This window comes from Oleidesulfovibrio sp. (assembly GCF_047973035.1).
GTDB lineage: Bacteria > Desulfobacterota > Desulfovibrionia > Desulfovibrionales > Desulfovibrionaceae > Oleidesulfovibrio.
This window is the reverse complement of sequence record NZ_JBKEBF010000005.1, coordinates 1-22,163: the sequence shown is the minus strand read 5'-3', so window position 1 is coordinate 22,163 and position 22,163 is coordinate 1. Positions and strand designations below refer to the sequence as shown.

Below are 22,163 nucleotides of genomic sequence, written 5' to 3'. Positions count from 1 at the left end.
GCTACCCAAGCTGCAATTTGGGGTAGCTGTAATGCGTCGCGTGATTTGGCATTTCGTTACGCGTAACTTGACACTAGTTAAGACAGCTTCCCCAGAACGGAAAAGCCGCTTTGCCGTGTCTTATTGATAAGCGGGTTTGGGGTAAGGTTGAATGGTGATCCTGCCACAAAAAAGTGGACAGCAAGTTAAGCCGCTTTTTTCAAGGCCTGACGGTTTTCGAATTCAACAGGCTTCATCCAACCATTCGAGGAATGTCGCCGCCTTCGATTATAATAGGCTTCAATGTATTGAAACAGAGCCAGTTCGGCTTCCTGGAACCCTGTAAACCTGCGGTGCCTGACCAATTGGGTTTTGAGCGTGTGAAAAAAGGATTCCGCCACGGCATTGTCCCAGCAATTGCCTTTGCGACTCATGCTCTGAATACAGCCATGGCGTTTTAGCTCCGTCCAGAAATCACAACTGGCGAACTGGATTCCTCTGTCACTGTGAACAAGCAGCCCCCTCGAAGGTCGACGCCGAACAAGGGCCTTGTGAAAGGCCCTGATCGCGGAGAACCTTTCAAGCGAATCACTGAGGTCCCACCCCACGACAATACGTGAAAACAGGTCGATAAAGACCGTGAGATAGTGCCATTTTCGCCCGATTTTAAGGTAGGTGATGTCAGACCCATACCGTGTCGGGAGCGGGAACGGCAAATTCGCGGTTGAGCAGGTTGGGGGCGATGGGCTCGGTGTGGGCTGAGTCCGTCGTCACGACGAACCTGCGGGATGTTCGACAACGCAGGCCAAGGCATCGCATATGTCTGGCGACCCGTTGCCGACTCACGGACCGGAATTCGGCTTCTGATCGCAGGTCAGCTGTGATCATGGGGCTGCCAGCGGCCCCGGAGTGCTCCGCGTAAAGCTGGACAATTCTCTGCCGCAGGCTGGCGGTCTCAATTGCCCGTCGCGATGGCTGGCGGCTATTCCACGCATAGTATCCGCTCTTGGAAACTTTGAGTGTGCGGCACATCCTCTTCACCGAAAATTGTGAGCGGTGGTCCTTGATGAGACGAAATTTCATTTCGGTGCCTTGCTGAAGATGGCCAACGCTTTTTTTAATATATCCCGGTCCAGTTCGGCATCCCTGAGCTTTTTCTCAAGCTCCCTGAGCCTGCGCTGCCCATCTGTAAGAGCCTGCTTGCCCTGTCCGGGAAATGCAACATGCTCTTGCCTTCGCAGTTCACGCCGCCAGCGATAAATGAGGTCCACACCAATCCCAAGGCTCTCGGCGACTTCGGAAACTGATCGCCCCGACTCCTCAACTAGCCGCACGGCATCCCGTTTGAATTCTGCGTCGTATGTCCTACGATTCTTACTCATCCACTGCTCCTGGTTGTGGGTCAGGATAGTGGCTTAACTTAGGGTCCACAACCCTGTAGCAGGATCAGTCCTACAATTAACTCAAGGCGCTTCGTCCCCGAAGAGCTTTTTTTATACGCAAATCAGGACCGCCCCTTGAAGGGGCGGTCCTGATTTGCCCCAGTAAGGGCCTAATACTAGCCCCCTCTAAAAAAGACATGTCCCGACGTCTGCTTTGATTCCTAACTACCCACAAACGGGTCCTTTCGCTCTATCAACTTATATTGATCGGAAATTTTATCCCGTTCTTCTTGCTCACAGATATACTTTACAATTGTTGCTGCATTCACTCCCACCCTACTCACAAAGTATCCTTTACACCAAAACTGGCGGTTGCCATATTTGCATTTGAGAGCTGAGGAACGCTCAAAAATCATCAAGGGGCTTTCCCCTTTCAAATAAACCAATGATCCGAGCAACACTATACTTAGGCGGGATCTTTATACACTTATGGATGTGATTCGCGCAGGCATGCGCCTCGAGTATCTGTATCTTTTTACATTCGCAAAGCTTGTGTAATATACTGCCTATCTCTGTCTTATACTTGCCATAAATTATTTACGCCTGAACCTAGGAGCCCATACCACATGATATTTGCAGTTCCAGCGCGTATATTCCAGGCTTTGCATGTCTATCCTTGTCACTCTCCATGGTTGGGGCAACTGTCGGGAAACTTTGCTTAACATAGTGAGCGACTTTGGCGGATGTTGACAGGCTTCGCCTTTGTTAGAACCCCACGCTATGCGTGGATTTTTTATTATGTTCAACCAATGCCGTGCTAAACTTCGCGTATTTTTAGATCATTTTCAGATAGTTTGATCACATTTTACTTGGCGCAATTCGCCATCCACAACCTCGATAACACACTATTTTTTTTATAAAAAAATAACGCAAGGAACAACTACACTATTCCCCACAAACGAACTCATCATACTGCTTTGTTTTAACAAGAGCCTGATGCCAAAGTTCTTGCACTGGATCGCCATCAATACAGGCTGATGCAACCTTGAAAACAGTATTTCCAGTTTCATCAGAGCCTGCTGTTTCTACTGAAGACGTCCACGTTTTAAGCTTTATATAATTTTGATACGCCGTTGCACACCAATGATCGATACTCCCGCCTTCTTTTCTCCGGCTCTGCAAATGGACATGTTGAGTACAAAGCAACACTTTTAGCTTGTTCACTCCCACTGCCCTCCATAAGCTACTCTAAAACCCATGCTCTCTAATTTATGTTCGACTCTACGCCACATCTCGATCAATGGATCTCTACATGTACATTGACTCGAAGGGATGATCTGAATTGCTCGTCCTTCCAGAGTTCTTCCTTCACTATCAATGCTCCACGTACATATCACCAGCACATGTTCTTCCGCACGACCATGCCAGACTAGCAAATTAGAATGTTCAGGCACGGTACGCACTAATTTTACAGCACGCGAGGCAAGCAATTCTTCTCTAAAAGTATTCATAAAAGATATCCCAGCTTCATATAAAAACATACCATTTGTCATACTTATTCACTATATATGCATTACACATAGCTATACGTTATGATTTATTTATGACTATCCACAATTCTAAATTTGTCTATGCAACTTCCTCAATAAGTTTTCGTATAGCGTTTGTCAGAGCATTTATTGTTATCCCTGACTTATTCAAGTTGTTATATTTTTCTTCATCATTTAATGCAGTTGAGTGTCTCCATGCACCCCGAACTCTATACCAACGCCTGCGATCCTCTGTTCCACGCTCCAGATTTACACCAATTACAGACTCTATAGTGTCAGCCAAACGTTTCACAGTCTGAGGGGAACATTGTAAACGCTCTGCAAGATCAACTTGAAAACACTTCTGCCCTGAAACAGCAAGTATATTAAACATTTTCAATAATTTAACACCACATGTTGCGTCATCCAGCTTTGGCGGCATCGCTCCCCCTATCAATAGCTTATAGTTTTCATTTTCTGAGTTGATAACAAATGAACATTCCATAAAATGGAATAAACTATTTATTTGTTAACTTTATATCGGAGAGAGAGATGAAAAATATTCACTTTACCTGCAAAAGTGACAGCAAGGTTGTAACAAATATCCTCTAAGCAATGCTCACAAATAAAAAAGCTGCCATCAGCCCGTACTAAATTGACAGGCCGTAGCAGCAACAGTCCTTTGGCATCAAAAAGCAGCACTTCAAAAAACAGAAGCAATGTAAAATACTAAAAACTCCCCGATGAAACAGTAAGTAGCACTTTCAGTAGCTAAAAAAACTGTCCGGAGAGAGCCCAAAGATCTAGTGACATGTATACTTCAACTTACAAGCAAGAGGTAGCTTATCTTACCGAATTACCACTCAATGAGTCCCTCTCCCTCATATTCTTTATCATACGCCGTCAAATGCTCGCCTGAAAGAGAGCATTAAGAGCAAGGACCGTCAGTATAAGGAGCATCTCACCCGATGTGCTCAGTCGCTGCTGCCTGTACAATCGTCCAATCAGACAACCACAACATGGTGCATAATCTACGCTCTCATCCCCAAAAAAACGTACAGCCAACCTCATCCAGAATGATACAAGCCCGGCGTACTGAACAAACAAGGTGTTCTGCAAAAAATAGATCAAGCAAGAAAACTAGAAATATAAACATCCTACCTGAAATAATCTGCCAGCTACGCCACAGACCCAAAGATCATTTAACAAAAACATACGATGTGGATGGGCCCGCTCCACTCTTCCGAATGATCCCTTTTTGTACAAGATCCTGAAGGTCACGCCCTGCAGTTCTGTCAGAAATGTCATAGTCAAAAAGCTCCAGATACTGCCTGCGGGTAATGCTTCCCTGCTGCTGAAGGTATTCAACAATACGCTGCTGACGCTCATTCAAGGCATTGTTAGCAGCCTCCGCACTAATAGCCGAAACGGATGTTTCTTCTGATATATTATGTACAGTATAACTTGCGACGCTATCAGCACCTTTTGAAGCTTGGAATGGAGACGTCTTTTTAGATTCAGATTCGCGGTAACTGGTGAAGCCCCCTGCATCGCTGCTGCGGGTGGAAACACCACTATCTGACAACGGCTGAAATGTTTTGCTGAATGGCAAATCCGCTACGTGTATCAAACCGTCGCGAGCTGTTACTGCGGCTTGAATTATACAATTTTCCAATTCACGCACATTACCGGGCCACGAGTACTTCAACAGTGCCTCCATTGCGCCGCGAGTTAAGGCCAACTCTGAACGTCCCAGAGTTTCGCGCGCCTGTTCAAGGAAATACGCTGTAAGAGCGGGAATGCTATCGGTATGTGTTCGCAAAGGCGGCGTATGCAACGAGAGTACTTTGATGCGATAGTATAAATCCTGACGAAATTTGCCGGCTTCGATTTCTTCCAGCAGATTAACGTTGGTTGCACAGATTACGCGCACATCCACAGGATATTCGGCGTCCGTACCTAATGGACGCACTCGCCTGCTGGCGATTACCCTGAGTAATGATTGCTGAACCTTAGGAGAAGCCGACTGGATTTCATCCAAAAACAAGGTGCCGCCATGAGCATGGACAAAAGCGCCGTCACGATCATTCTCCGCACCGGAAAAAGCCCCCTTCTTATGCCCGAAAAGAGCATCCAGAAGTAGACTTTCGTCCAGTGCGCCGCAGTTAATCGGAACCAGCGGGCCATTGCAGCGCCTGCTTGCCTTATGAACAGCTTCTGCGACCAGTTGTTTTCCGGTTCCTGTTTCTCCTTCAATCAAAATATCTGCATCAACTTGCGCAGCTTTGCTGATCTCTGCTTTAAGCTGGCGCATGACGCTGCTGGAGCCTCTGAGCACACTTAGTGCAGAATTATCCAGTTCTTCGGTCGGATCACGAAAATCAGTAAACTCTACCTGCTGCAAGCTTGCATAGTGAGCCAATCGCTGGGTTTTATCGTTAATTTCCGCCAGCTGCAGGTTCAGAGTCCGGATCATACGATTTATCGCCTGCTGCAACACATTTGCTTCGTACCCCCGCAGTTCTCCTTCTACAGGTGTTGGAGCAGGTTCCGTCGCCGCAGCCTCCACCTTGCGGGCAAGAAGAAGCATCGGAGCCGCACAAAAACGGCCAACAAGGTAAAGAACGAGAATACTGACTGCCAGAACAACAACTCCTACCCCACACAAAATCCATGCTTGCCTGGTGCCAAGTACATGCGGCAACAGACTACGGTCGACGCTGAAGGCTACTCCCCAGACTTCCGGCTCGGCATCATCGCTTGTGCGGTATAGTACAGGAGCTCCGGCTTCCATCATAATCGTCGGAAAAGTCAGGCCGTTCTCACTTTCCCAGTCCTGATTTAAAGTCGGCTGCATATTTCTGGCATTGGACACACTGTCCCAAAAGGCAGAATGCTCGTCTGAAGGAAGAAAAGCGCCCGGCATTCCTGCCAGCCCTAACGTTCCGCGTAAATCCTGCCGCGACTGAACCGGCATAAATGCCGCGTTATGCTCCTGAGCTGACTCGTATAAAATCCAGCCTCTCGGATCAGCAAAGTAACTGAATCGCTTTGCCGGACGCCTATGAAACGCATGCAACGGCGATGCAGGGGACTGAAGATACGTCAGCATTTCACCGATATGATCTGCCGCTACATATAATGATAACAGCCGCCCCTTTTTACCGTCTGCCTGTTTAAGCGGAGTAACAAACTGAATTACCGGAACGCTGGTAGTTTCATCTGCAAAAGCCCCCTGTGCTGGCAACCGGACAGAAAAAACTTGCGAAGCAGCAACCTCGCCAACTTTCAATATTTTAATTTTACTCACAAAAACAGGTGATGTCATATCCATACCAGACATCGAGCCATCCGCCTTAACCCATTTCCGGACATCAGTATGCTCGCGCACATAAGCGCTACGCGTGCCATTTTCTGCTGTCACCACTAAAGCCAAAGCCTCTTTGTCGACTAATCCCCCCACCCTGTTCAGGTAGGTGCCCAGCGTCTGTTCGGAATCAACAAAATCCGCCAATAGCAAGGTATTGTACCTGACTTTTCGCAAATACGATGACAACTCATAAGAAATTGCCATGGTCTTGGTCTGTACAGAACGGCCAAGAGCCTGCTGCAGTGCGTCAAGCGACAAAAACAGTGCTACGCCGCCTTGCAGGCCCACGAGCAGAAGCAACAAAGGGCCTGTAAAAAGCAACAGAATCTGAGAAATGGGCTTTCTGGACAAAAACATCGTTACCTCGCTGAAAATCAGGACACCAGCAGCTTGTCATAAAATTCACAATAGACATATCACCACAAAAGCAAGCACTCAATATTTTTTATTTCAAGCGATGAAAGGCAGTTATATCTAGCCATCGGGCCACAGGCATACCCCGTGCAGAAGAGTGGACAGTTTTTGACTGTAACACTCCAGAATTACGGGACAGCCATGCAGCAAACAAACACCATGGGACATCGACTGGCAATCTGCGTTTCCGCATTTGTACTGCTTTTTGTGTCACTTACACTCGCACTTACATATACAATAGTCTCCCACGGGTTGGAGGCCGCCTATGAAAGGCGTTCAAGTCAGTATCTTTCCAGCATAGTCCGCCAGCATTCTACGCAGATAGACAGCTTCCTGCGTGAACGCAGGGCTAATCTGGCCTTTCTGGGTAAATCCCGCACTGTGGAAGAACTCCAGTCAACAGGGCACCTTGAATGGCTTTTGTGGCGCCTTAACGGGCAATATGAAAACGCTTTCGAAAACCTCAGCCTTATTTCTCCTCACGGAGACATAAAGGCTTATGCCGGACATGAAGGGCTGCTAGGTACAAACATCTATGAATCCCGCTGGTTCCAGCGAGCTATAGCAAATCCGTCATATGTGGGTGATGTCGTAGCGCAGCCAGGCAGCGACCCGAGACTGGTAGTCACTCTGCGTCTGGGCACCCCGAAAGAGCCCTGGTTGATCAGCGCAACGCTTCGCATGCAACTTGTAGCTGAACTTGTCCGCTCAGCTGCGCAGCACACAGAAGGTACAGTAACAATTATCAACCGTGCCGGAGTGTCTCAAAGCGGTGTAAGCAGCAGTGATCAGGAAGCCAATGCCATCGGGTTGATGGCTGAAAAGCTATTTACCTTGCATGCAGAATCCCGCACAGCAGTAACCTCCTATGCTCAGAACGGGGATCTGTACGTTTTTACAGACCTGAACGAGGGGCGCTGGCTTTTAGTCTCCCGTACTCCCAACGATGCTATACAGCAGCCTTTTGCTGCACCTAAAAAGCAACTGCTCAACAAGTTGATGCTGCTCGCTTTGCTGCTTGTGGGTGGTGCCGCAGTATTTGTGCATTACGTAACCAAACAGACCAAAAGGCTGGCCGCAGAAAAAGAGTCACTCAATACACAGGTAGTCGAAGCGAACCGTTTAGGCGCATTAGGTGAGCTTGCAGCCGGAGTTGCACACGAGATCAACAACCCGCTGGCCATTATCCGTGAAGAAAGCGGCTGGATTGAAGACGTGATGGAAGACGGTTTCGACAACTTGGAAGCCGTAGAAGCAGAAATACGTCGCAGTGTCACACAGATTAACACGCAAACAATGCGCTGCAGAGACATCACACACAAACTTTTATCGTTTGCAAGACGCAGTACAGGCGAAGAAGCCTGTGTGGACGTCAATATGTTGCTGCAGGAGATCGCAGGCTTTGCCGAACAACGTGCACGCTATATGAACGTGACCACCCGCATGCGGCTGGACCCTGCCCTGCCCACACTAACAGCCAGCCCGTCAGAACTGCAGCAGGTATTCATAAACCTCATCAACAACGCTCTGGATGCCATGGAAGACCGCCGCGACGGCAACCTTACGATTACCACCCGTCTGCAAGGCAACACTGCCATGATCAGTATCAGTGATACGGGTCAAGGAATTCCGGACACACTGATAAATAAAATTTTCGACCCTTTCTTTACTACCAAGTCTGTTGGAAAGGGCAACGGCCTGGGCCTTTCCATCTGCCACGGCCTGATAACCCGTGCAGGTGGAGACATCCGAGTGCAGAGCGAACTGCACAAGGGCACCACCTTTACCGTCGAGCTGCCAATAATCCCCTGCTCGGCATAGCAACCGGTAACAAGGACAGGAGAACACTATGAACGTTTTGCTCGTTGATGATGAAGTGGCCTTTGCCGAAGCTCTTGCACGGCGCCTCACCCGTAAAAACATCAATGTCCATACTGTGCACAATGGCCCTCAAGCTCTTGACTATCTGCGCAACAATCCCGGTGTGGATGCAGTAGTACTGGACGTGGTCATGCCCGGCCCTGACGGTCTGAAAGTTCAGGATATTATCCGAAAAGAATTTCCGTTGGTGGAAGTAATCATGCTGAGCGGTAACTCAACCACTGCCATGGCTGTAAAAGGCATGAAGCAAGGTGCTTTCGATTTTCTCAGCAAGCCATGTTCTACTGAAGATCTCATCGAAAAGCTTAAAGCAGCCAAAGAAAGACGTGACTCCTATTGTGCCGAACTGGCTGCTGCAAAAGCCGGAGACATTATCCTTCGCCGCGGAGACTAATTTTTACGCCCTTACGAACCCGAAACACTCAGGCCCGACCTGTGCGTATATCCCGTCATACGCACCAAACCGCCGACAGGCGCAGCACGGAGACACCTTGATGCCCGCACCTCTAACGCAATCCTCCGACTCAGGTTATACCGTGCTGTGCCGTCGGCACCCGGTCGACAGCACAAAAACACCGAAAAACATTGCCGGAGCAAGTCATGGCAGAAGCTAAACCGCCTCATGTTCTTCTGGTGGATGACGAACCGGCTTTCGGCGACGTTCTAGCCCGCAGGCTGCGCCGCCGCAATATCAGGGTTACCCATGCGCTGGACGGAGACACCGCACTGCGGATGCTGCTGAGCAATGCCTTTGACGTTGTGCTGCTTGATCTGAAAATGGCAGGCATCAGCGGTCTTGAAGTGCTGAATGTACTCAAACGCATGGTTCCTGACGTTCCTGTCATCATGATTTCAGGACATGCCGATCAAGAAACCGTCAACTTCTGTCTCGCGCATGGGGCAAGCCAGTATTTACCCAAGCCGTGCAATGCTGACGAAATAGTATCCATCATAAACCGCATCCAGTCCAACTGACCGAGACACGTGTCACAACGAGGAGTTTCATATGGAAGCTACGTTCATGTCCCCGCAAGTACTCTCCGTGACGGCCATATTGGTAATCGCACTCTACTTGCTTGTTACTGAAAAATGGCCGCTGCCACTTACCGCACTTGGAATCATCGTCGGTCTTTCCCTGTCTGAAGCACTATTGGGTGGAGTCCTTTCGTTCAGCAAGATTTTCGGCTCGTTCGGTAGCCGTGGTCCTCTGGCAGTAGCAATGCTGTTCATTGTCAGCAGAGGTCTGATACGATCCGGGGCGTTGTCCTTTGTGGTCAATCTGGCCGCCAGGCTTACCAAAGGCCAACCGTTGCGTCTCATGATCTTCATGGTGGTCACAGTCATCGCGCTGTCCGCCTTCCTGAACAACACTCCGGTGGTTATCCTGTTCATCTCTATCATTCTGATGCTGTGTGAACGGTTCCGCTTTGTTCCCTCAAAGTTCATGATTCCGCTGTCGTTTGCGTCTATCCTTGGTGGAACGTGTACACTCATCGGTACTTCCACAAACATCATCCTGTCCGACATGATGGTGCTTAACGGTCAAAAACCCCTTGGCATGTTCGAACTGTCCATAGTGGGTGTCCCTTTGGCCGTCATCGGTGGTTTGTTCCTTATCTTTGTAGCCCCCAAGCTGCTCCCCGAGCGCAAGTCGACATTCATATCCAGCGGAGATCAGCAGGGAAACCTGTATCTTTCTGAAGTGGTAGTACCTGAAGGCAGCCCCTTAACCGGCGTAAAAGTGAGTGAAGCTTCTTCTGTTCTCGGACCTTCAGGCGAGGTTGCGGAACTGAGCAGGCAAGGCGAAATGCTCTACGTTCCCGGCAGAGAAGACCTGACAATCCACGCAGGTGACCTGCTGGTTATCAGCAGCCCTCTTGATGATCTTACCTCTCTGCTTGGCAAGAAAGTCGTTACGCTTCGCCATGGCGGCGACCTCTTCCTTTCCGGCCCCAGCGATGCCCGCCCCATCGCAGAATTGATAGTGCCTCCTGCTTCACGTGTGCGCGGACGCAGGCTGTGGAATACTGCAGCAGGTCGTGATGAAAACATCACTATTATCGGTGTACGTCATAAGGAAGGGCACTACGCATGGCAAAAAACAAGCCAGCTGCGTCTTGCCACAGGGGATACACTGCTGGTGCAAGGTACTCGCTCCGCCATGGACTCACTGGCGTCAGACGGCGACTTCATTATTATGGAAGAAGCCAGCCAGAAGATTCATTACTCCAACAAAGCTCCGCTTGCATTGGGGCTGTTCCTCGGCATGGTCTTCTGCGCAGCCACGGGCATTATGGGCATTCTGCCTGCGGCTACCATTGCTGCGTTCCTTATGATTCTGACCCGCTGCGTAAACTTGAAAGAAAGCTTCCATTCTCTGGACGGAGAGGTACTGCTTCTTATCATTTCCACCATTTCGCTGGGTAAGGCGCTTTCAGAAACCGGTGCAGCCGACGTGTACGCCCAAGCGTTTCTGGCACCGTTCGAAGGAGTGTCAGCCCAGATAGTGTTACTTGCCGTAGTGACGTTGACTGCGCTTGTCACCAACTTCCTTTCCAACAACTCCGCCGCGGCCCTGCTGACTCCTGTCGCTGTGTCCATCGGCATGAAACTGGGAGTCGACCCGCGGGCATTCCTCATCGGTATAGCATTCGGTGCATCAGCCTGCTACCTCACGCCCATCGGCTACCAGACCAACCTGCTGGTATACGCCCCCGGTGGCTATAAGTTTTCGGACTTTATGCGCGTAGGTCTGCCTATGACGCTGCTGGTAATTGTGTTCAGCACCATCGTAATTCCGATGGTCTTCCCGTTTACACCATTACAGTAGGAGGTGCGGCATCATGATGACGCAAAGAAATATTCGAGCCATTGTCGTTGACGATCAGGAAAAACTTGCTGAGGTTATGACCAAACGCCTTAAGCGTCGCGGTATTGATGTACTGATGGTAACTTCCGGCGAAGACTGCCTTCAAACACTATCCAGCCATCCTGACACAGACGTAGTTGTACTGGACATCACCATGCCCGGAAGGAACGGACTGGAAACTCTTGCTGCAATCCGCAGCAACTTCCCTCTGGTTCAGACAATCCTGCACACGGGAAATCCTACACCTGAAAACGGCATTCAGGGGCAGGAGCTGGGGGCCTTTTACTTTCTGCCCAAACCAGCCCACATGGATGAGCTTGTTGACCTGCTTCACAGTGCAAAAGACCGGAAAGAACGCAAGGCGGAACAATTAAGCAAGCTGCCATAAGGTGAGAGATCGCCAGTAGTCTCGGCATACCCTTCCCGTTCCAACCAGCTGGATAAAATAGAGCCCGACACAACCGGTAAGCCTCTTTCTGCTAATCTGCATAAAGAGCACGACGGTTGTGCCGGGCTTCTGCTTATAAGGTCTGGCGGCCTTGGTGCTCAGGTTATTATACTTCAACAACCCCACAATGAAAAAATGACGCTATCTGAGGGGACGTTAACAAGCAAAATATAGAACTATGGCAGACAAGTATGCCAAAATTACCCCATAGCATCCCGCTAGCCGGATAACTTAAAGGTATATCGAGGTCTATCCCGAAAAGCCGTCCTTACTTCGGTCCGAGCTAGTCAACATTTGCCCAATCACCTTATTCCACTTTTCGTAATGATTCACCGTTCATCAGCAAGACATCCTCCCCCAGATATGACCCGATGTCCGAAAGGGTTACCTTGTCCAGCTTATCTCCTGTGTAGATAAATTCCCCTTCATAGCATACTTGGTCCGGTGTGTAGCAGGTAATCTTCAGCGTGTAATGCGGGTGCGCCGAATCAACAATTCTAAAGCCCATTCCTCCGTCAGGAGCTGTCACCCAAAGCATTTTTCCAAAAATCTGGTGCGATGTAGAGCTTACAGGCTCAATTTTAAAAACAGCGACAGACAAAAGTACAATGGTTGCAATCGCAGTAACCACAATCAACAACAAGTATTTAATATATTGTTTCATGATACGTACAAAAAGCTTAAATCATGTCTAAAATAAGTCCGCTGGCCCCATAAGCAGCCACAGTATCAGATAGACATCAAAATACAAATTCAATCTGGAGACTCACCAGCTTGCATGTTAGTCAGAGCGAGCTTCAAACTTAGCAATAGTATTCAGAACACAACAAATCACCCAACAGAAAATCCACGCAAAAAAGCGGGCTCAGAATTCTGAGCCCGCTTTAAAAGATACGAGAAGCCTGTAATTCAGTTACGCAACGTCACGGCGTCTCAGTCGTGATGCACCTACAAGCGTTCCCAATCCAAGAGCAAGCAGAACAAACGTAGCCGGCTCAGGTGTAGGGGTAGGCTGCTGAACATGACTGATTGTAAAACTGGTATCTACAGAAGTAGTAACACCCTCTTCCGTCACCCATCCATAGTAGCTGATAGAAGTATCAAGTTTTAACAAAGCGATATAGCTCTCCGGAATAAGGCCGAAGCTGCCGGTGAAGTCGAGTGTGTACCACTCTCCGTCATACTCGAACCCTTCAGTAGTCACACCGGGGTTTGTCAGAATAAATACGTCGGCAATATTCCCGCCCACGTTAGGAGTTTCATAAAAAGCAAACTCGAGCTGGGTAGAAAGAACGTTGGCAGCACCATTATAAGGATCACGGGCTGACAGTTCCAACGCAGCAGTTACGGTGCCCGAAAGAAGGGTATTACCATAAACGGGGTTGTTAAAGTGGGTCATAGTCATGGCGCCTGCCGAAGCACCATTGGTATCCACAATACCGTTTACAGGAGTCCCGAGCACAATGCCGCTTCTGGGGTTGGTCTGGAATAAAGCGTTGCCGGATCCCCACCAGAGCTGAGAATACGTACTCACACCGTTTACATTATTATAGCCTGCAGTGGTCAGACCATCATGAAAGATTGAGTCCTTGCCTGTTTCCATAGTCCAGCTGGAAAAACCAGCATTATAACTATAATCCCAGGAAGTAACCACTGCAGCTGAAGCAGGAAATGCAATAGCAACAGCTAAAAGAAAACCAAGCACAGTGCGATAAGCATACCTCATCATAATATACCCCACTTATTAAATAGTCTTGCAATTCTCCCAAATACAGCATGCTTCGTGCCAGTCCGAGACAATCGGGCAAAAACAGACAGTTACCAATAACGCCTACCAATATAAAAACCCTAACGACTGTTAAGTTTACCGACATATAAAAACTTGCATGAATGTTTTCCCGACAGCGTCCGCGTTTTAGTGCTTCAACAGATACGAACAGGCACACAATACATTGAAATTATACACACAGCATAATAGTCGAAAAACTTTACACTCGTTATTTCCGTCAGTCTTCAGGATTTAACAAAGCCGGTGTGCAGGTAGCATCTACATGCTAATCATAATCGTTACTATTGACTTTTATAAAATATTAAGAAAAGAAAAACAAAAATACAGGAGGCAAGGAAGAAATATTCATGAACATATAAACAGGAGAAAAATGATGAGACCTCGTTTTACGGCCCTTGCTGCCAGCTGTATGCTAGTAGCGACAGTAGGAGTAGCTGCAGTCGACACTGCGGTGGGATCGCAGAAAGCAGTTTTACCTAACAGCACTCCGCTAGCAAAATTTTCAAAAGTATCAGACATCGTCGTCGAAAAATGCATGGCCTGCCATTCCCGCGGGTACGACCTGCCCTTTTACGCTATGATTCCTGGAATTAAAGGGATCATTGAAAAGGACTACAAAGATGGCCTGAGAGCCATGGACCTGAACTTGGAACTTGTTGAGGCGGCAAAGGACAAACCCATTGGCGAAGCAACCTTGGCTAAAATGGAATGGGTTATTCAAAACGACACAATGCCCCCCGCAAAATTTACAGCCATTCACTGGGGCAGCAAGCTTCCCCCCGCAGACAAAATCGCCATTCTTGACTGGGTAAAAACATCCCGCGCTGCACATTATGCAACGGGATTGGCTGCTCCGGCACATGCCAACGAGCCAATCCAGCCCCTGCCTGCCTCACTTCCCGTTGACAGCTTAAAAGCTGCGGTCGGTGAACTTCTCTTCAATGACAAACGCCTTTCCGGCGACAACACCGTAGCCTGTGCCAGTTGCCATGCTTCTGAAAAAGGCGGCACAGACAACCTTCGATTCTCAGAAGGTGTCCGCAAACAACTTGGCGACATCAACGCCCCCACTGTTTTCAATGCGGCTTTTAACGTTAAACAATTCTGGAACGGCAGAGCTGCCGACCTTCAGGAACAAGCTGGCGGACCTCCCATGAACCCCATCGAAATGGATAGTAAGAACTGGGAAGAAATCATCGCCAAGCTTGCTCAGGATGAAGGCCTTACCACAACCTTCACCACCGTTTATCCTGACGGTTGGAGCGGCGACAACATTACCAATGCCATTGCAGAATACGAAAAGACCCTGATTACGCCTGACAGCCGTTTTGACAAGTGGCTTAAGGGAGATGCAACAGCGCTCACTGAAACGGAAGTGGCAGGATACCAACGTTTCAAGGCTTATCGTTGCTCAAGCTGTCACGTAGGTAAATCTGTCGGCGGACAATCCTTTGAATACATGGATCTTAAAAAGGATTACTTTGCCGACCGAGGCGGCAAACTGGGATCGGATGAAGGTCTCAAAGCCTTCACTGGCAAGGATGAAGATCTCCACCGATTCAAAGTTCCGAACCTACGAAATATCGAGCTGACCGGCCCGTACATGCATGACGGCACAGTAACCACCCTTGATGATGCAGTGCGCATCATGGGTATCTATCTGTCTGGTATGGAAATTCATCAGGGAGATCGTGACAGAATTGTCAGCTTCCTGCGCACTCTCACAGGAGAACATGAAGGGAAGCCACTTTCCGGCACAGTCATTCCTAACTAACAGCCCTGAAAAAGGAGAGGCTCTTTGAGCCTCTCCTTTATAGTTAATTACCTTCGCGCCTGCCAGATCCATGCCCGCCACGTGGCATGTCTTGCCAATTATACCGAACAGTTACCAAGATAGTCGTTCAGCTAGCAGTGTACCATATGCGCCAATGTATGTACTAAAAGATACATACATGAAAATACGACTTCAACAATTTTATCTCATGCTATTTACAATACAACAACATTATATACATCGTAGAACAATCAACTGCCAACAGCATAACTTTCTATAAATTAAAAATTAATATTTTCAATCCTGCAATATTATCACATCACTTATAAAAACAAAACAAACTAAAGTTTACACCATCTCATCACACTGAAAATATTAATTTCACATACAAACAACTCTAAAGAATAGAACAAATCTACAGTTCTATATATCCACAAAACACACTGCAATATCGCTATACGATATCCGCACATTACATATTAATATAACACCAAGCAGTCTCAAAAGTTCCTCGCATTGCCTTTGCAAACGTTACGCTAAATACACCCCGCAATCCGTTGCGCCAAGGCTCATAGTACACCCTTACAAATATACCCCACCTTGCAAACTTATAAAGGACACAATTTTAAAGCCGTTGCTAAAAGTAATCTGGATACAACAAAGAAAGTTTATGCAAAGCGAGGATTTTGTCATGCTTACCCGCCTGAGCATTAAAACCATCATCCTGATTACCGTACTAACCGGCCCGATACTGCTAACACTTCTGCTGGCAGGTCAGCACATTGATGATATAGAAAACGGTGCATATGAAAGCCTGCTCAGCCGCAGCCGTACTGTTGTACAACTGGCGGAAGACACACGTAATAAAATGTCTGAAAAACTGGCTCAAGGCGTGATCATGCCCCTTGACCAGCTTCCTCCTGATAAAGTGTTAAGTGCTGTTCCTGTTGTAACCGCCATGCGCATAGCTCAAATCAGTGCAAAAAATTCTGATTACACCATGCGCGTCCCCAAGGTCAGTCCCAGAAACCCTGCTAACGAACCCACTCCGCTGGAATTAAAAATTCTCACAAAATTTAAAACCGAAGGAATAAACGAATATATCGTCCGCGAGCCTGACCGTTTACTGTACTTTCGCCCGATTCGCCTTACGGAAGAATGCATGTACTGTCACGGAGATCCAAAAGGTGAAAAGGACGTTACAGGCGGCATAAAAGAAGGTTGGAAAGTAGGAGAAGTGCACGGTGCGTTTGTAGTCATTACGTCACTTAAAAGTGCAAACGCCCAGATAGCCAGTGCCCGACTGGAAGTGGCAGGCTGGTCCGGTGGAGTCCTTGCTCTTGTCCTTTGGGTTGCATGGCTTTCGTTACGTAGCAGGGTAATCTCTCCTTTAAGCAAGCTGCAACACGCTACCGAAGAAATGGCCAAGGGCCGATTTGCAAGTACGCTGACAATGAAAGCCAGAGACGAATTTGGCAACCTTTCTACATCTCTGATGAAAATGCGCGACAAAGTTTCTGAAACAATTGATGAGGCCAAAAATACAGCAAATCAGGTTTCCGGCGGCGCAAGGCATCTTTCCGAATCAAGCAAATCCATGTCCGAAGGAGCAGTAACTCAAGCGGCTTCCATGGAAGAAATATCAGCTTCTGTCGAAGAAATGGCTTCAAACATAAAACAGACTGCACTGAATGCACGCGAAACAGAAAACTTATCCCTGCAGGCTGCCCAGCAGACAGAGCAAGGAGCGAGGGCAGTCAAACAAACGGCAGAGGCTATGCGTGAAATTGTACAAAAAATAAAAGTAATAGAAGACATTGCCAGACAAACAAACTTGTTGGCCCTTAATGCGGCAATTGAAGCAGCACGCGCGGGTGATCATGGCAAAGGCTTTGCCGTCGTGGCGCTGGAGGTAAGAAAACTGGCTGAGCGCTCCGGCAGCTCCGCCGCGGATATTAACACTCTTTCTGCCAACAGCCTTGAAGTTGCCGATTCTGCCCTTTCCATGCTGCAAAAGATCACGCCTGACATTCAGAAGACTTCATCTCTTGTACAGGAAATTGCAGCCGCCTGTGCAGAACAGAATGTGGGCGCGGAGCAGATTAACAAAGCCATCCAGCAACTTGACGCCGTAGTACAAATGAATGCCAGCACTTCAGAGCAAGTAGCCAGCACCTCGCGACAGTTGGCAGCAAGCGCGGAAGAGTTGCAACAGCATATTTCTTTTTTCAAAACAACAAACGGCTCGCAGCCCATGACAGGAAAAAAATTTGAAACTAAGGCCCCCCACCCTGCACTGCCGGAATTAGATACATATGAAGACTAGCTACAGGTAGCAGCCAGTCAGAGCAAAAATTCAGTAAAAAAAGAGATACGCGTGAAAGTTACAGCCACGGGCATCCTAATCACACTGTTAACAATCACTGTTCAGGCAGCTCATTGTGCAGAACGTGTTAGCAGTGCAAAATTTCCAATCTGTCCTGATTCGCCGAACTGTGTAAACTCGTTACAGCATGAAAAAAGACACGCCATAGCACCCATCTCTTTTCAAGGCTCCCAGAAAGAAGCAATCCGCAAGGCAGCTTCCGCTCTTCAGCTGATGGGAGGAGAAGTAACCATACAGGAAAATGTCATTCATGCTGTTTTTACCAGTGCTATTTTCGGCTTCAAGGATGATGTGCATGTTATGCCGGATCAGAAGGTACAGGTTCTCCACGTCCGTTCGGCATCGCGTACAGGATATTATGACTTCGGCGTAAACCGTAAACGCATTGAAGAGCTGCGTGAACTAATCCTGCTATCAAACTGACGATTCTGCTGTCAGTACCATAATCCCGCCAACCTCCACCTTGGTATGCGGACAGTGCGCGCGGGCACGCTCACAGGCTGACGGTACTGTAAGTATAAAGGTTCCCAGAAGCGTCCAGACCTACCAGTCTGCATCTGAGCTGCCATCTCCAGCAACCTTCTCGCTCTTTCCCGTGTTGGCGGATGTGTACGCAGAAAAGAAGGTTGCTCTTCACGCTTACCGGGCGCAAACAAGCGCTCCCATACCGACCCGCCGGAACGTTCCAGTCTATGCAATGTCACAGCAAGCCCTTCCGGGTCACCGGCAATTCGCGCTGCAAATTCATCTGCGTCAAACTCTCTGGTACGCGAAAGTGCCAGCTGCAGCAACATTACGGCGTTAGGTGCCAGAATAAGAATAGGCACCAGAAACCACGAGATTGTAACTTCTCCAAGCAGCAACAAAGGAATATTAAACAGCAGCAATATGTTACCAGCAGTTGAAAGCAATGCGGTAATCCTGCTTATAACGTCCGCAAACGTCATTACCCGCACATCAGAACCGGCAATATGCCCCACTTCATGCGCCAGCACGTTAATGAGTTCGCGCATATCCAGATTTCGCAGCATTGCATCAGAAACCGCGATAACAGCGTTTCGTCCGCTACCGACGGTAAACGCATTCAATACGTTTGTTGGCAGATGATACAGAACAGGCACATGCGGAACTCCCGCCCTGCGGCACAATTCTGCAAGAGCATGATACACAGCCGGAACCTGCCGCGAACTCAGCGGACGGGCTCTGTAAAGTTTAAGTAGCAATGCAGGCGCTGCAGATGGAAGCCAAATCAATGCTCCGCCAACAAGAATAAGCGCCCACATCGCGCCGCCATCACCAAACAAAATCCATCCTGTCAAAGCCAGAATCCCCAGCATTCCGCCGACAAGAACCGCCACCTGTAACGTATTTCTATAGTGAAAAGCATTCGGTATCATTAAGAACCTCGATCATAAACGGAGTTTCAACATCCCGCATTCAGCCGGTTGTATTCGTTAAGACCTATTACAGTTTTCCGACAAGTCAACAGTCTGGCAGACTGCATCAGGTAACGTGTGCTTTTATGGCAACAAAGCACCATTATGTCATTGTTAATGATGCTTTTGTTCCTGCCGGAAGTAGGCTATGTCATAGTAGTGCGCAATCGCCAGATTGAGCACTCACGCAGGAGAGAAGCATGCCATCCACTGAGACTCCACCGAATAGTTCCACGCACCCTTTCATCACCAATCCGGCCCGTACTTTTTTAAGCATGGCGGTGCCTGTATTATTTTCACTGGTCGCCGAGCCCCTGACAGGCCTTGCAGATACGGCTTTTGTGGCAAGACTTGGCGAAGCCCCGCTGGCTGCGCTGGGCGTCGGAACCATGACTTTATCTGCTATTTTCTGGGCGTTCAATTTTCTTAGCATCGGAGCCCAGACCGAAGTTGCGCAGGCTGTCGGAGCAAACAATCGCAAACAAGCCTCAAACATCTGTGGCACAGCTCTTCTGCTTTCCTTATTTCTGGGCGTCGTCACTGCGGCTATTGCGCTTCCCTTTTTGCCCGCAGCTGTAACGTTTATGGGGGCAGATAAAGAACTGGCGCCGATTGCTGCGGAATATATCCGTATCCGGCTTATCGGGGCACCAGCCCTGCTTATCACCCTTGCCGGAATTGGTGCCTTGCGAGGATTACAGGATATGCGTACCCCCTTCTGGGTCGCATGCATCGTCAATTTGCTCAACATTCTGCTAGACTGGGTGCTTATTTTTGGTATCGGCCCTTTTCCCGAACTGGGTGTGACGGGTGCAGCACTTGCCACATCGCTCAGCCAGTGGGCAGGAGCTCTTTGGACACTTCTCGTTGTATGGCGAGCGCTGAAGCCTTCGTGGAATATACGCCTGCACGACATTAAAAGGCTTTTCTCCATTGGGAGCGATCTTTTTGTACGCTCCGGCATGGTCATTGTGTTCTTGCTCCTAGGAACCCGTGCAGCCACAGAAGCAGGAACAGATGCAGGAGCCGCCCATCAGGCAATCAGGCAGTTCTTCATTTTTTCTGCGTTATTCCTTGATACGTTTGCAATAACAGGGCAAAGCCTGATCGGGCTTTTTTATGGCCGGCGCAACATAACCCAGTCGCGAAAAATAGCGGCTTTTGTATGTCGCTGGAGCTTATGGGCGGGAGTTGCAATGACCGCGGCTATGCTGCTTGGGCAAGACATCATAGGCTGGCTGCTGGTGCCTCAACAAACAATGGCAACCTTTACCTCTGCCTGGATAATCGCTGCGCTCATTCAACCTTTGAACGCACTCTCTTTTGCAACTGACGGAATTCACTGGGGTACCGGAGATTTCAAATTCATTCGAAACGCCATGGTAACTGCATCAGTAATTTCTGTTGCAAGTCTCTTAACAGTTCAATATGTACAACCAGATAGCCTGTTGTGCTGGGTTTGGGGAATTACAGGCTTGTGGACAAGCATCCGTGCTTATTTCGGCATCGTCCGCATCTGGCCCGGCTCGGCAAGTGCTCCGCTGGGGCGTGCAAACGCTTTGGCATCAGGCTAGCAGGTTCCAATTAATCTGTTTTCGTTTCTCGTATTCTTTTTCACCCTATTCTGACCGGACCGGAATACAGATGAGCATACTACAACTGAAAATCTGTGATACATGTGGAAAAAAGACATATCATCGTTTTTACGATGCCCTCAGAGACAGGTTTACATCACGATCATACTGGGAATGTGCTGACTGCCTGACCCGTACGGAGCATCCTCAGCACGGCAATGACAACACTTGCAAACCGGCACCTTCCATGATCGGCAGCCATGGCGGAACAATGTCCAATAGCTTTAAATAACAATGCCCCACGGATAGCGTGGGGCATTGTTATTTAAAGCTGTCTTAAGTGCCTTTTCAATAAAACGAACCGGAAGCGCGCTATCGCATTTCAAACCTGTCGTACGACTTTTCATAGTCTATCCAGTCTGCCTTCATCTCAAGAATGCCGGACAGCGCTGAGCCTTGCTTTAACAGGGTGCGTAATTTATTAGCACCTTCTTCATCGCCTTGCGCAAGAACTTCAACTTTGCCTGTTTCCAACTTGCGGACCCAACCGGTCAGAGAAAGTGCGGCAGCCTGATCATGAACCCAAGCCAGAAAGCTCCCTGAATCGACGTTGCCGGTAACTACACAATGCAGGCTTTTCATTTGCGACCTCTCTTTGTTGCAGACCAAACAATTCGGGCAAGCCCGATGAAAACTATGTCCTTACAATAGAATATAGTATTACAACACATAACAGGCAAGTTGCTTATACGATAATAGAGTGCGTACATTCAAAGCTATCATACGCTTGCCCGAAGCCGCAGCCTAGGCTATTTCAAGCGCAACAAATACGTAGCACACAGGAGGCCCGTTATTACTTTCAAGGAAACTGTGATTCTTGCCATTAAACTGGCCAGAAAAGAAAAAAAAGAATTTGTGGTAGGAAAAGATGACGGACGCTGGGAAATTGCCGAAATTTCAGACGCGGCCTCTGACCAGCTTTCCCCCAGCTTAATTGTTAACGGTAACGGGATAAAATACCCCGATGACGAGTACCTGTATTCACGCCTGATTGAAGAAGGTTCCTGATACACCTTACATGCAAAAAAGGTACCCCCCAGCATAGCTGGGGGTTCTTCATATGCGCCTATAAGGCTTTCTTACTAGCAGCGCCCTAGCAGGCGCACGTTCGTCTGGCATCTGCATCTCTGTTACTTGCGACCCGTAAACGGGTTTCCAGAATATGGAAGAGATAATTGATCACCAAGCTTATCATGCTCAAGTTGGTGCCTAATGTAATCTTGTATCTTTGCCTTATTTTTTCCAACTGTATCTACGTAATATCCACGGCAC

Annotated in this window: 17 protein-coding genes and 3 pseudogenes; 10 read left to right on the top strand and 10 right to left on the bottom strand. The window is 48.4% G+C overall.

Translation table 11 applies throughout. From position 1 onward, the window contains the following. Positions 1-185: 185 nt before the first annotated feature. The 5 genes and pseudogenes from ACK5LI_RS00785 to ACK5LI_RS00765 form a co-directional block, all read right to left on the bottom strand. Positions 186-1,361: pseudogene (locus tag ACK5LI_RS00785) on the bottom strand (IS3 family transposase). A gap of 221 nt (positions 1,362-1,582) precedes the next feature. Then, a pseudogene (gene tnpA, locus ACK5LI_RS00780) lies at positions 1,583-2,086 on the bottom strand (IS200/IS605 family transposase). Positions 2,087-2,306: 220 nt separating this feature from the next. Next, positions 2,307-2,585 carry a hypothetical protein gene (locus ACK5LI_RS00775; protein WP_416945723.1) on the bottom strand — a complete coding sequence of 93 codons (279 nt, stop codon included), beginning with the start codon at positions 2,583-2,585 and terminating at the stop codon, positions 2,307-2,309. 405 nt (positions 2,586-2,990) lie between these two features. Further along, entirely contained in the window at positions 2,991-3,332 is a 342-nt protein-coding gene (locus ACK5LI_RS00770; RefSeq protein ID WP_416945722.1) for a hypothetical protein, read from the bottom strand. A 756-nt stretch (positions 3,333-4,088) separates the two neighbouring features. Continuing rightward, entirely contained in the window at positions 4,089-6,617 is a 2,529-nt protein-coding gene (locus ACK5LI_RS00765; protein ID WP_416945721.1) for a sigma 54-interacting transcriptional regulator, read from the bottom strand. Positions 6,618-6,815: 198 nt separating this feature from the next. Here ACK5LI_RS00765 and ACK5LI_RS00760 point away from each other — a divergent pair, with 198 nt between their 5' ends. The 5 genes from ACK5LI_RS00760 (at position 6,816) to ACK5LI_RS00740 (ending at position 11,812) form a co-directional block, all read left to right on the top strand. Next, positions 6,816-8,495, top strand: coding sequence for a sensor histidine kinase (locus tag ACK5LI_RS00760; RefSeq protein WP_416945720.1), 1,680 nt, complete (start codon positions 6,816-6,818; stop codon positions 8,493-8,495). 28 nt (positions 8,496-8,523) lie between these two features. Beyond that, positions 8,524-8,949, top strand: a complete 426-nt coding sequence (locus ACK5LI_RS00755; protein ID WP_416945719.1) for a response regulator — start codon at positions 8,524-8,526, stop codon at positions 8,947-8,949. 206 nt (positions 8,950-9,155) lie between these two features. After that, positions 9,156-9,530 (top strand): response regulator, encoded by a 375-nt coding sequence (locus ACK5LI_RS00750; RefSeq protein ID WP_416945718.1) that lies wholly within the window; start codon positions 9,156-9,158, stop codon positions 9,528-9,530. A 31-nt stretch (positions 9,531-9,561) separates the two neighbouring features. Continuing rightward, positions 9,562-11,385, top strand: a complete 1,824-nt coding sequence (locus ACK5LI_RS00745) for an SLC13 family permease (RefSeq protein ID WP_416945717.1) — start codon at positions 9,562-9,564, stop codon at positions 11,383-11,385. Between the two features lie 13 nt (positions 11,386-11,398). Then, positions 11,399-11,812 carry a response regulator gene (locus ACK5LI_RS00740; RefSeq protein WP_416945716.1) on the top strand — a complete coding sequence of 138 codons (414 nt, stop codon included), beginning with the start codon at positions 11,399-11,401 and terminating at the stop codon, positions 11,810-11,812. 367 nt (positions 11,813-12,179) lie between these two features. On the opposite strand, the gene ACK5LI_RS00735 is transcribed toward ACK5LI_RS00740, so the two are convergent. After that, positions 12,180-12,536: a hypothetical protein gene (locus tag ACK5LI_RS00735; protein ID WP_416945715.1), complete on the bottom strand. Its 357-nt coding sequence runs from the start codon at positions 12,534-12,536 to the stop codon at positions 12,180-12,182. 249 nt (positions 12,537-12,785) lie between these two features. After that, complete coding sequence (locus ACK5LI_RS00730; protein WP_416945714.1) at positions 12,786-13,601, bottom strand: THxN family PEP-CTERM protein; 816 nt, start codon at positions 13,599-13,601, stop codon at positions 12,786-12,788. A gap of 430 nt (positions 13,602-14,031) precedes the next feature. Between ACK5LI_RS00730 and ACK5LI_RS00725 the strand changes: the two genes are divergently transcribed. From ACK5LI_RS00725 to ACK5LI_RS00715, 3 genes are all read left to right on the top strand, one after another. Continuing rightward, on the top strand, positions 14,032-15,435 hold the full coding sequence (locus ACK5LI_RS00725) for a cytochrome c peroxidase (RefSeq protein WP_416945713.1): 1,404 nt from the start codon (positions 14,032-14,034) through the stop codon (positions 15,433-15,435). A 670-nt stretch (positions 15,436-16,105) separates the two neighbouring features. Beyond that, the gene (locus ACK5LI_RS00720) at positions 16,106-17,761 is read left to right on the top strand and encodes a methyl-accepting chemotaxis protein (protein ID WP_416945712.1); all 1,656 of its coding nucleotides are present in this window, start codon (positions 16,106-16,108) and stop codon (positions 17,759-17,761) included. A 51-nt stretch (positions 17,762-17,812) separates the two neighbouring features. Further along, positions 17,813-18,244 carry a DUF1499 domain-containing protein gene (locus tag ACK5LI_RS00715; RefSeq protein WP_416945711.1) on the top strand — a complete coding sequence of 144 codons (432 nt, stop codon included), beginning with the start codon at positions 17,813-17,815 and terminating at the stop codon, positions 18,242-18,244. An 11-nt stretch (positions 18,245-18,255) separates the two neighbouring features. Here ACK5LI_RS00715 and ACK5LI_RS00710 read toward each other — a convergent pair whose 3' ends face one another. Next, positions 18,256-19,218: a zinc metalloprotease HtpX gene (locus ACK5LI_RS00710; RefSeq protein ID WP_416945710.1), complete on the bottom strand. Its 963-nt coding sequence runs from the start codon at positions 19,216-19,218 to the stop codon at positions 18,256-18,258. Positions 19,219-19,457: 239 nt separating this feature from the next. Here ACK5LI_RS00710 and ACK5LI_RS00705 point away from each other — a divergent pair, with 239 nt between their 5' ends. Next, positions 19,458-20,831, top strand: coding sequence for an MATE family efflux transporter (locus ACK5LI_RS00705; RefSeq protein WP_416945709.1), 1,374 nt, complete (start codon positions 19,458-19,460; stop codon positions 20,829-20,831). 372 nt (positions 20,832-21,203) lie between these two features. Here ACK5LI_RS00705 and ACK5LI_RS00700 read toward each other — a convergent pair whose 3' ends face one another. Beyond that, a complete protein-coding gene (locus ACK5LI_RS00700) occupies positions 21,204-21,473 on the bottom strand; it encodes an acylphosphatase (protein ID WP_416945708.1) in 270 nt (89 codons plus the stop codon). A gap of 228 nt (positions 21,474-21,701) precedes the next feature. Between ACK5LI_RS00700 and ACK5LI_RS00695 the strand changes: the two genes are divergently transcribed. Beyond that, on the top strand, positions 21,702-21,899 hold the full coding sequence (locus ACK5LI_RS00695; protein ID WP_416945707.1) for a hypothetical protein: 198 nt from the start codon (positions 21,702-21,704) through the stop codon (positions 21,897-21,899). Between the two features lie 122 nt (positions 21,900-22,021). On the opposite strand, the pseudogene ACK5LI_RS00690 reads toward ACK5LI_RS00695, so the two are convergent. After that, positions 22,022-22,163: pseudogene (locus ACK5LI_RS00690) on the bottom strand (IS200/IS605 family transposase); the annotation flags it as partial.

What these genes read in the sequence shown, in the direction of transcription:
- ACK5LI_RS00755 (WP_416945719.1), top strand. Translation starts at nt 8,524, where the DNA reads ATGAACGTTTTGCTCGTTGATGATGAAGTGGCCTTTGCCGAAGCTCTT.
- ACK5LI_RS00730 (WP_416945714.1), bottom strand. Translation starts at nt 13,601, where the DNA reads ATGATGAGGTATGCTTATCGCACTGTGCTTGGTTTTCTTTTAGCTGTT.
- ACK5LI_RS00700 (WP_416945708.1), bottom strand. Translation starts at nt 21,473, where the DNA reads ATGAAAAGCCTGCATTGTGTAGTTACCGGCAACGTCGATTCAGGGAGC.
- ACK5LI_RS00770 (WP_416945722.1), bottom strand. Translation starts at nt 3,332, where the DNA reads ATGCCGCCAAAGCTGGATGACGCAACATGTGGTGTTAAATTATTGAAA.
- ACK5LI_RS00765 (WP_416945721.1), bottom strand. Translation starts at nt 6,617, where the DNA reads ATGTTTTTGTCCAGAAAGCCCATTTCTCAGATTCTGTTGCTTTTTACA.
- ACK5LI_RS00720 (WP_416945712.1), top strand. Translation starts at nt 16,106, where the DNA reads ATGCAAAGCGAGGATTTTGTCATGCTTACCCGCCTGAGCATTAAAACC.
- ACK5LI_RS00735 (WP_416945715.1), bottom strand. Translation starts at nt 12,536, where the DNA reads ATGAAACAATATATTAAATACTTGTTGTTGATTGTGGTTACTGCGATT.
- ACK5LI_RS00710 (WP_416945710.1), bottom strand. Translation starts at nt 19,218, where the DNA reads ATGATACCGAATGCTTTTCACTATAGAAATACGTTACAGGTGGCGGTT.
- ACK5LI_RS00750 (WP_416945718.1), top strand. Translation starts at nt 9,156, where the DNA reads ATGGCAGAAGCTAAACCGCCTCATGTTCTTCTGGTGGATGACGAACCG.
- ACK5LI_RS00760 (WP_416945720.1), top strand. Translation starts at nt 6,816, where the DNA reads ATGCAGCAAACAAACACCATGGGACATCGACTGGCAATCTGCGTTTCC.
- ACK5LI_RS00705 (WP_416945709.1), top strand. Translation starts at nt 19,458, where the DNA reads ATGCCATCCACTGAGACTCCACCGAATAGTTCCACGCACCCTTTCATC.
- ACK5LI_RS00745 (WP_416945717.1), top strand. Translation starts at nt 9,562, where the DNA reads ATGGAAGCTACGTTCATGTCCCCGCAAGTACTCTCCGTGACGGCCATA.
- ACK5LI_RS00740 (WP_416945716.1), top strand. Translation starts at nt 11,399, where the DNA reads ATGATGACGCAAAGAAATATTCGAGCCATTGTCGTTGACGATCAGGAA.
- ACK5LI_RS00725 (WP_416945713.1), top strand. Translation starts at nt 14,032, where the DNA reads ATGATGAGACCTCGTTTTACGGCCCTTGCTGCCAGCTGTATGCTAGTA.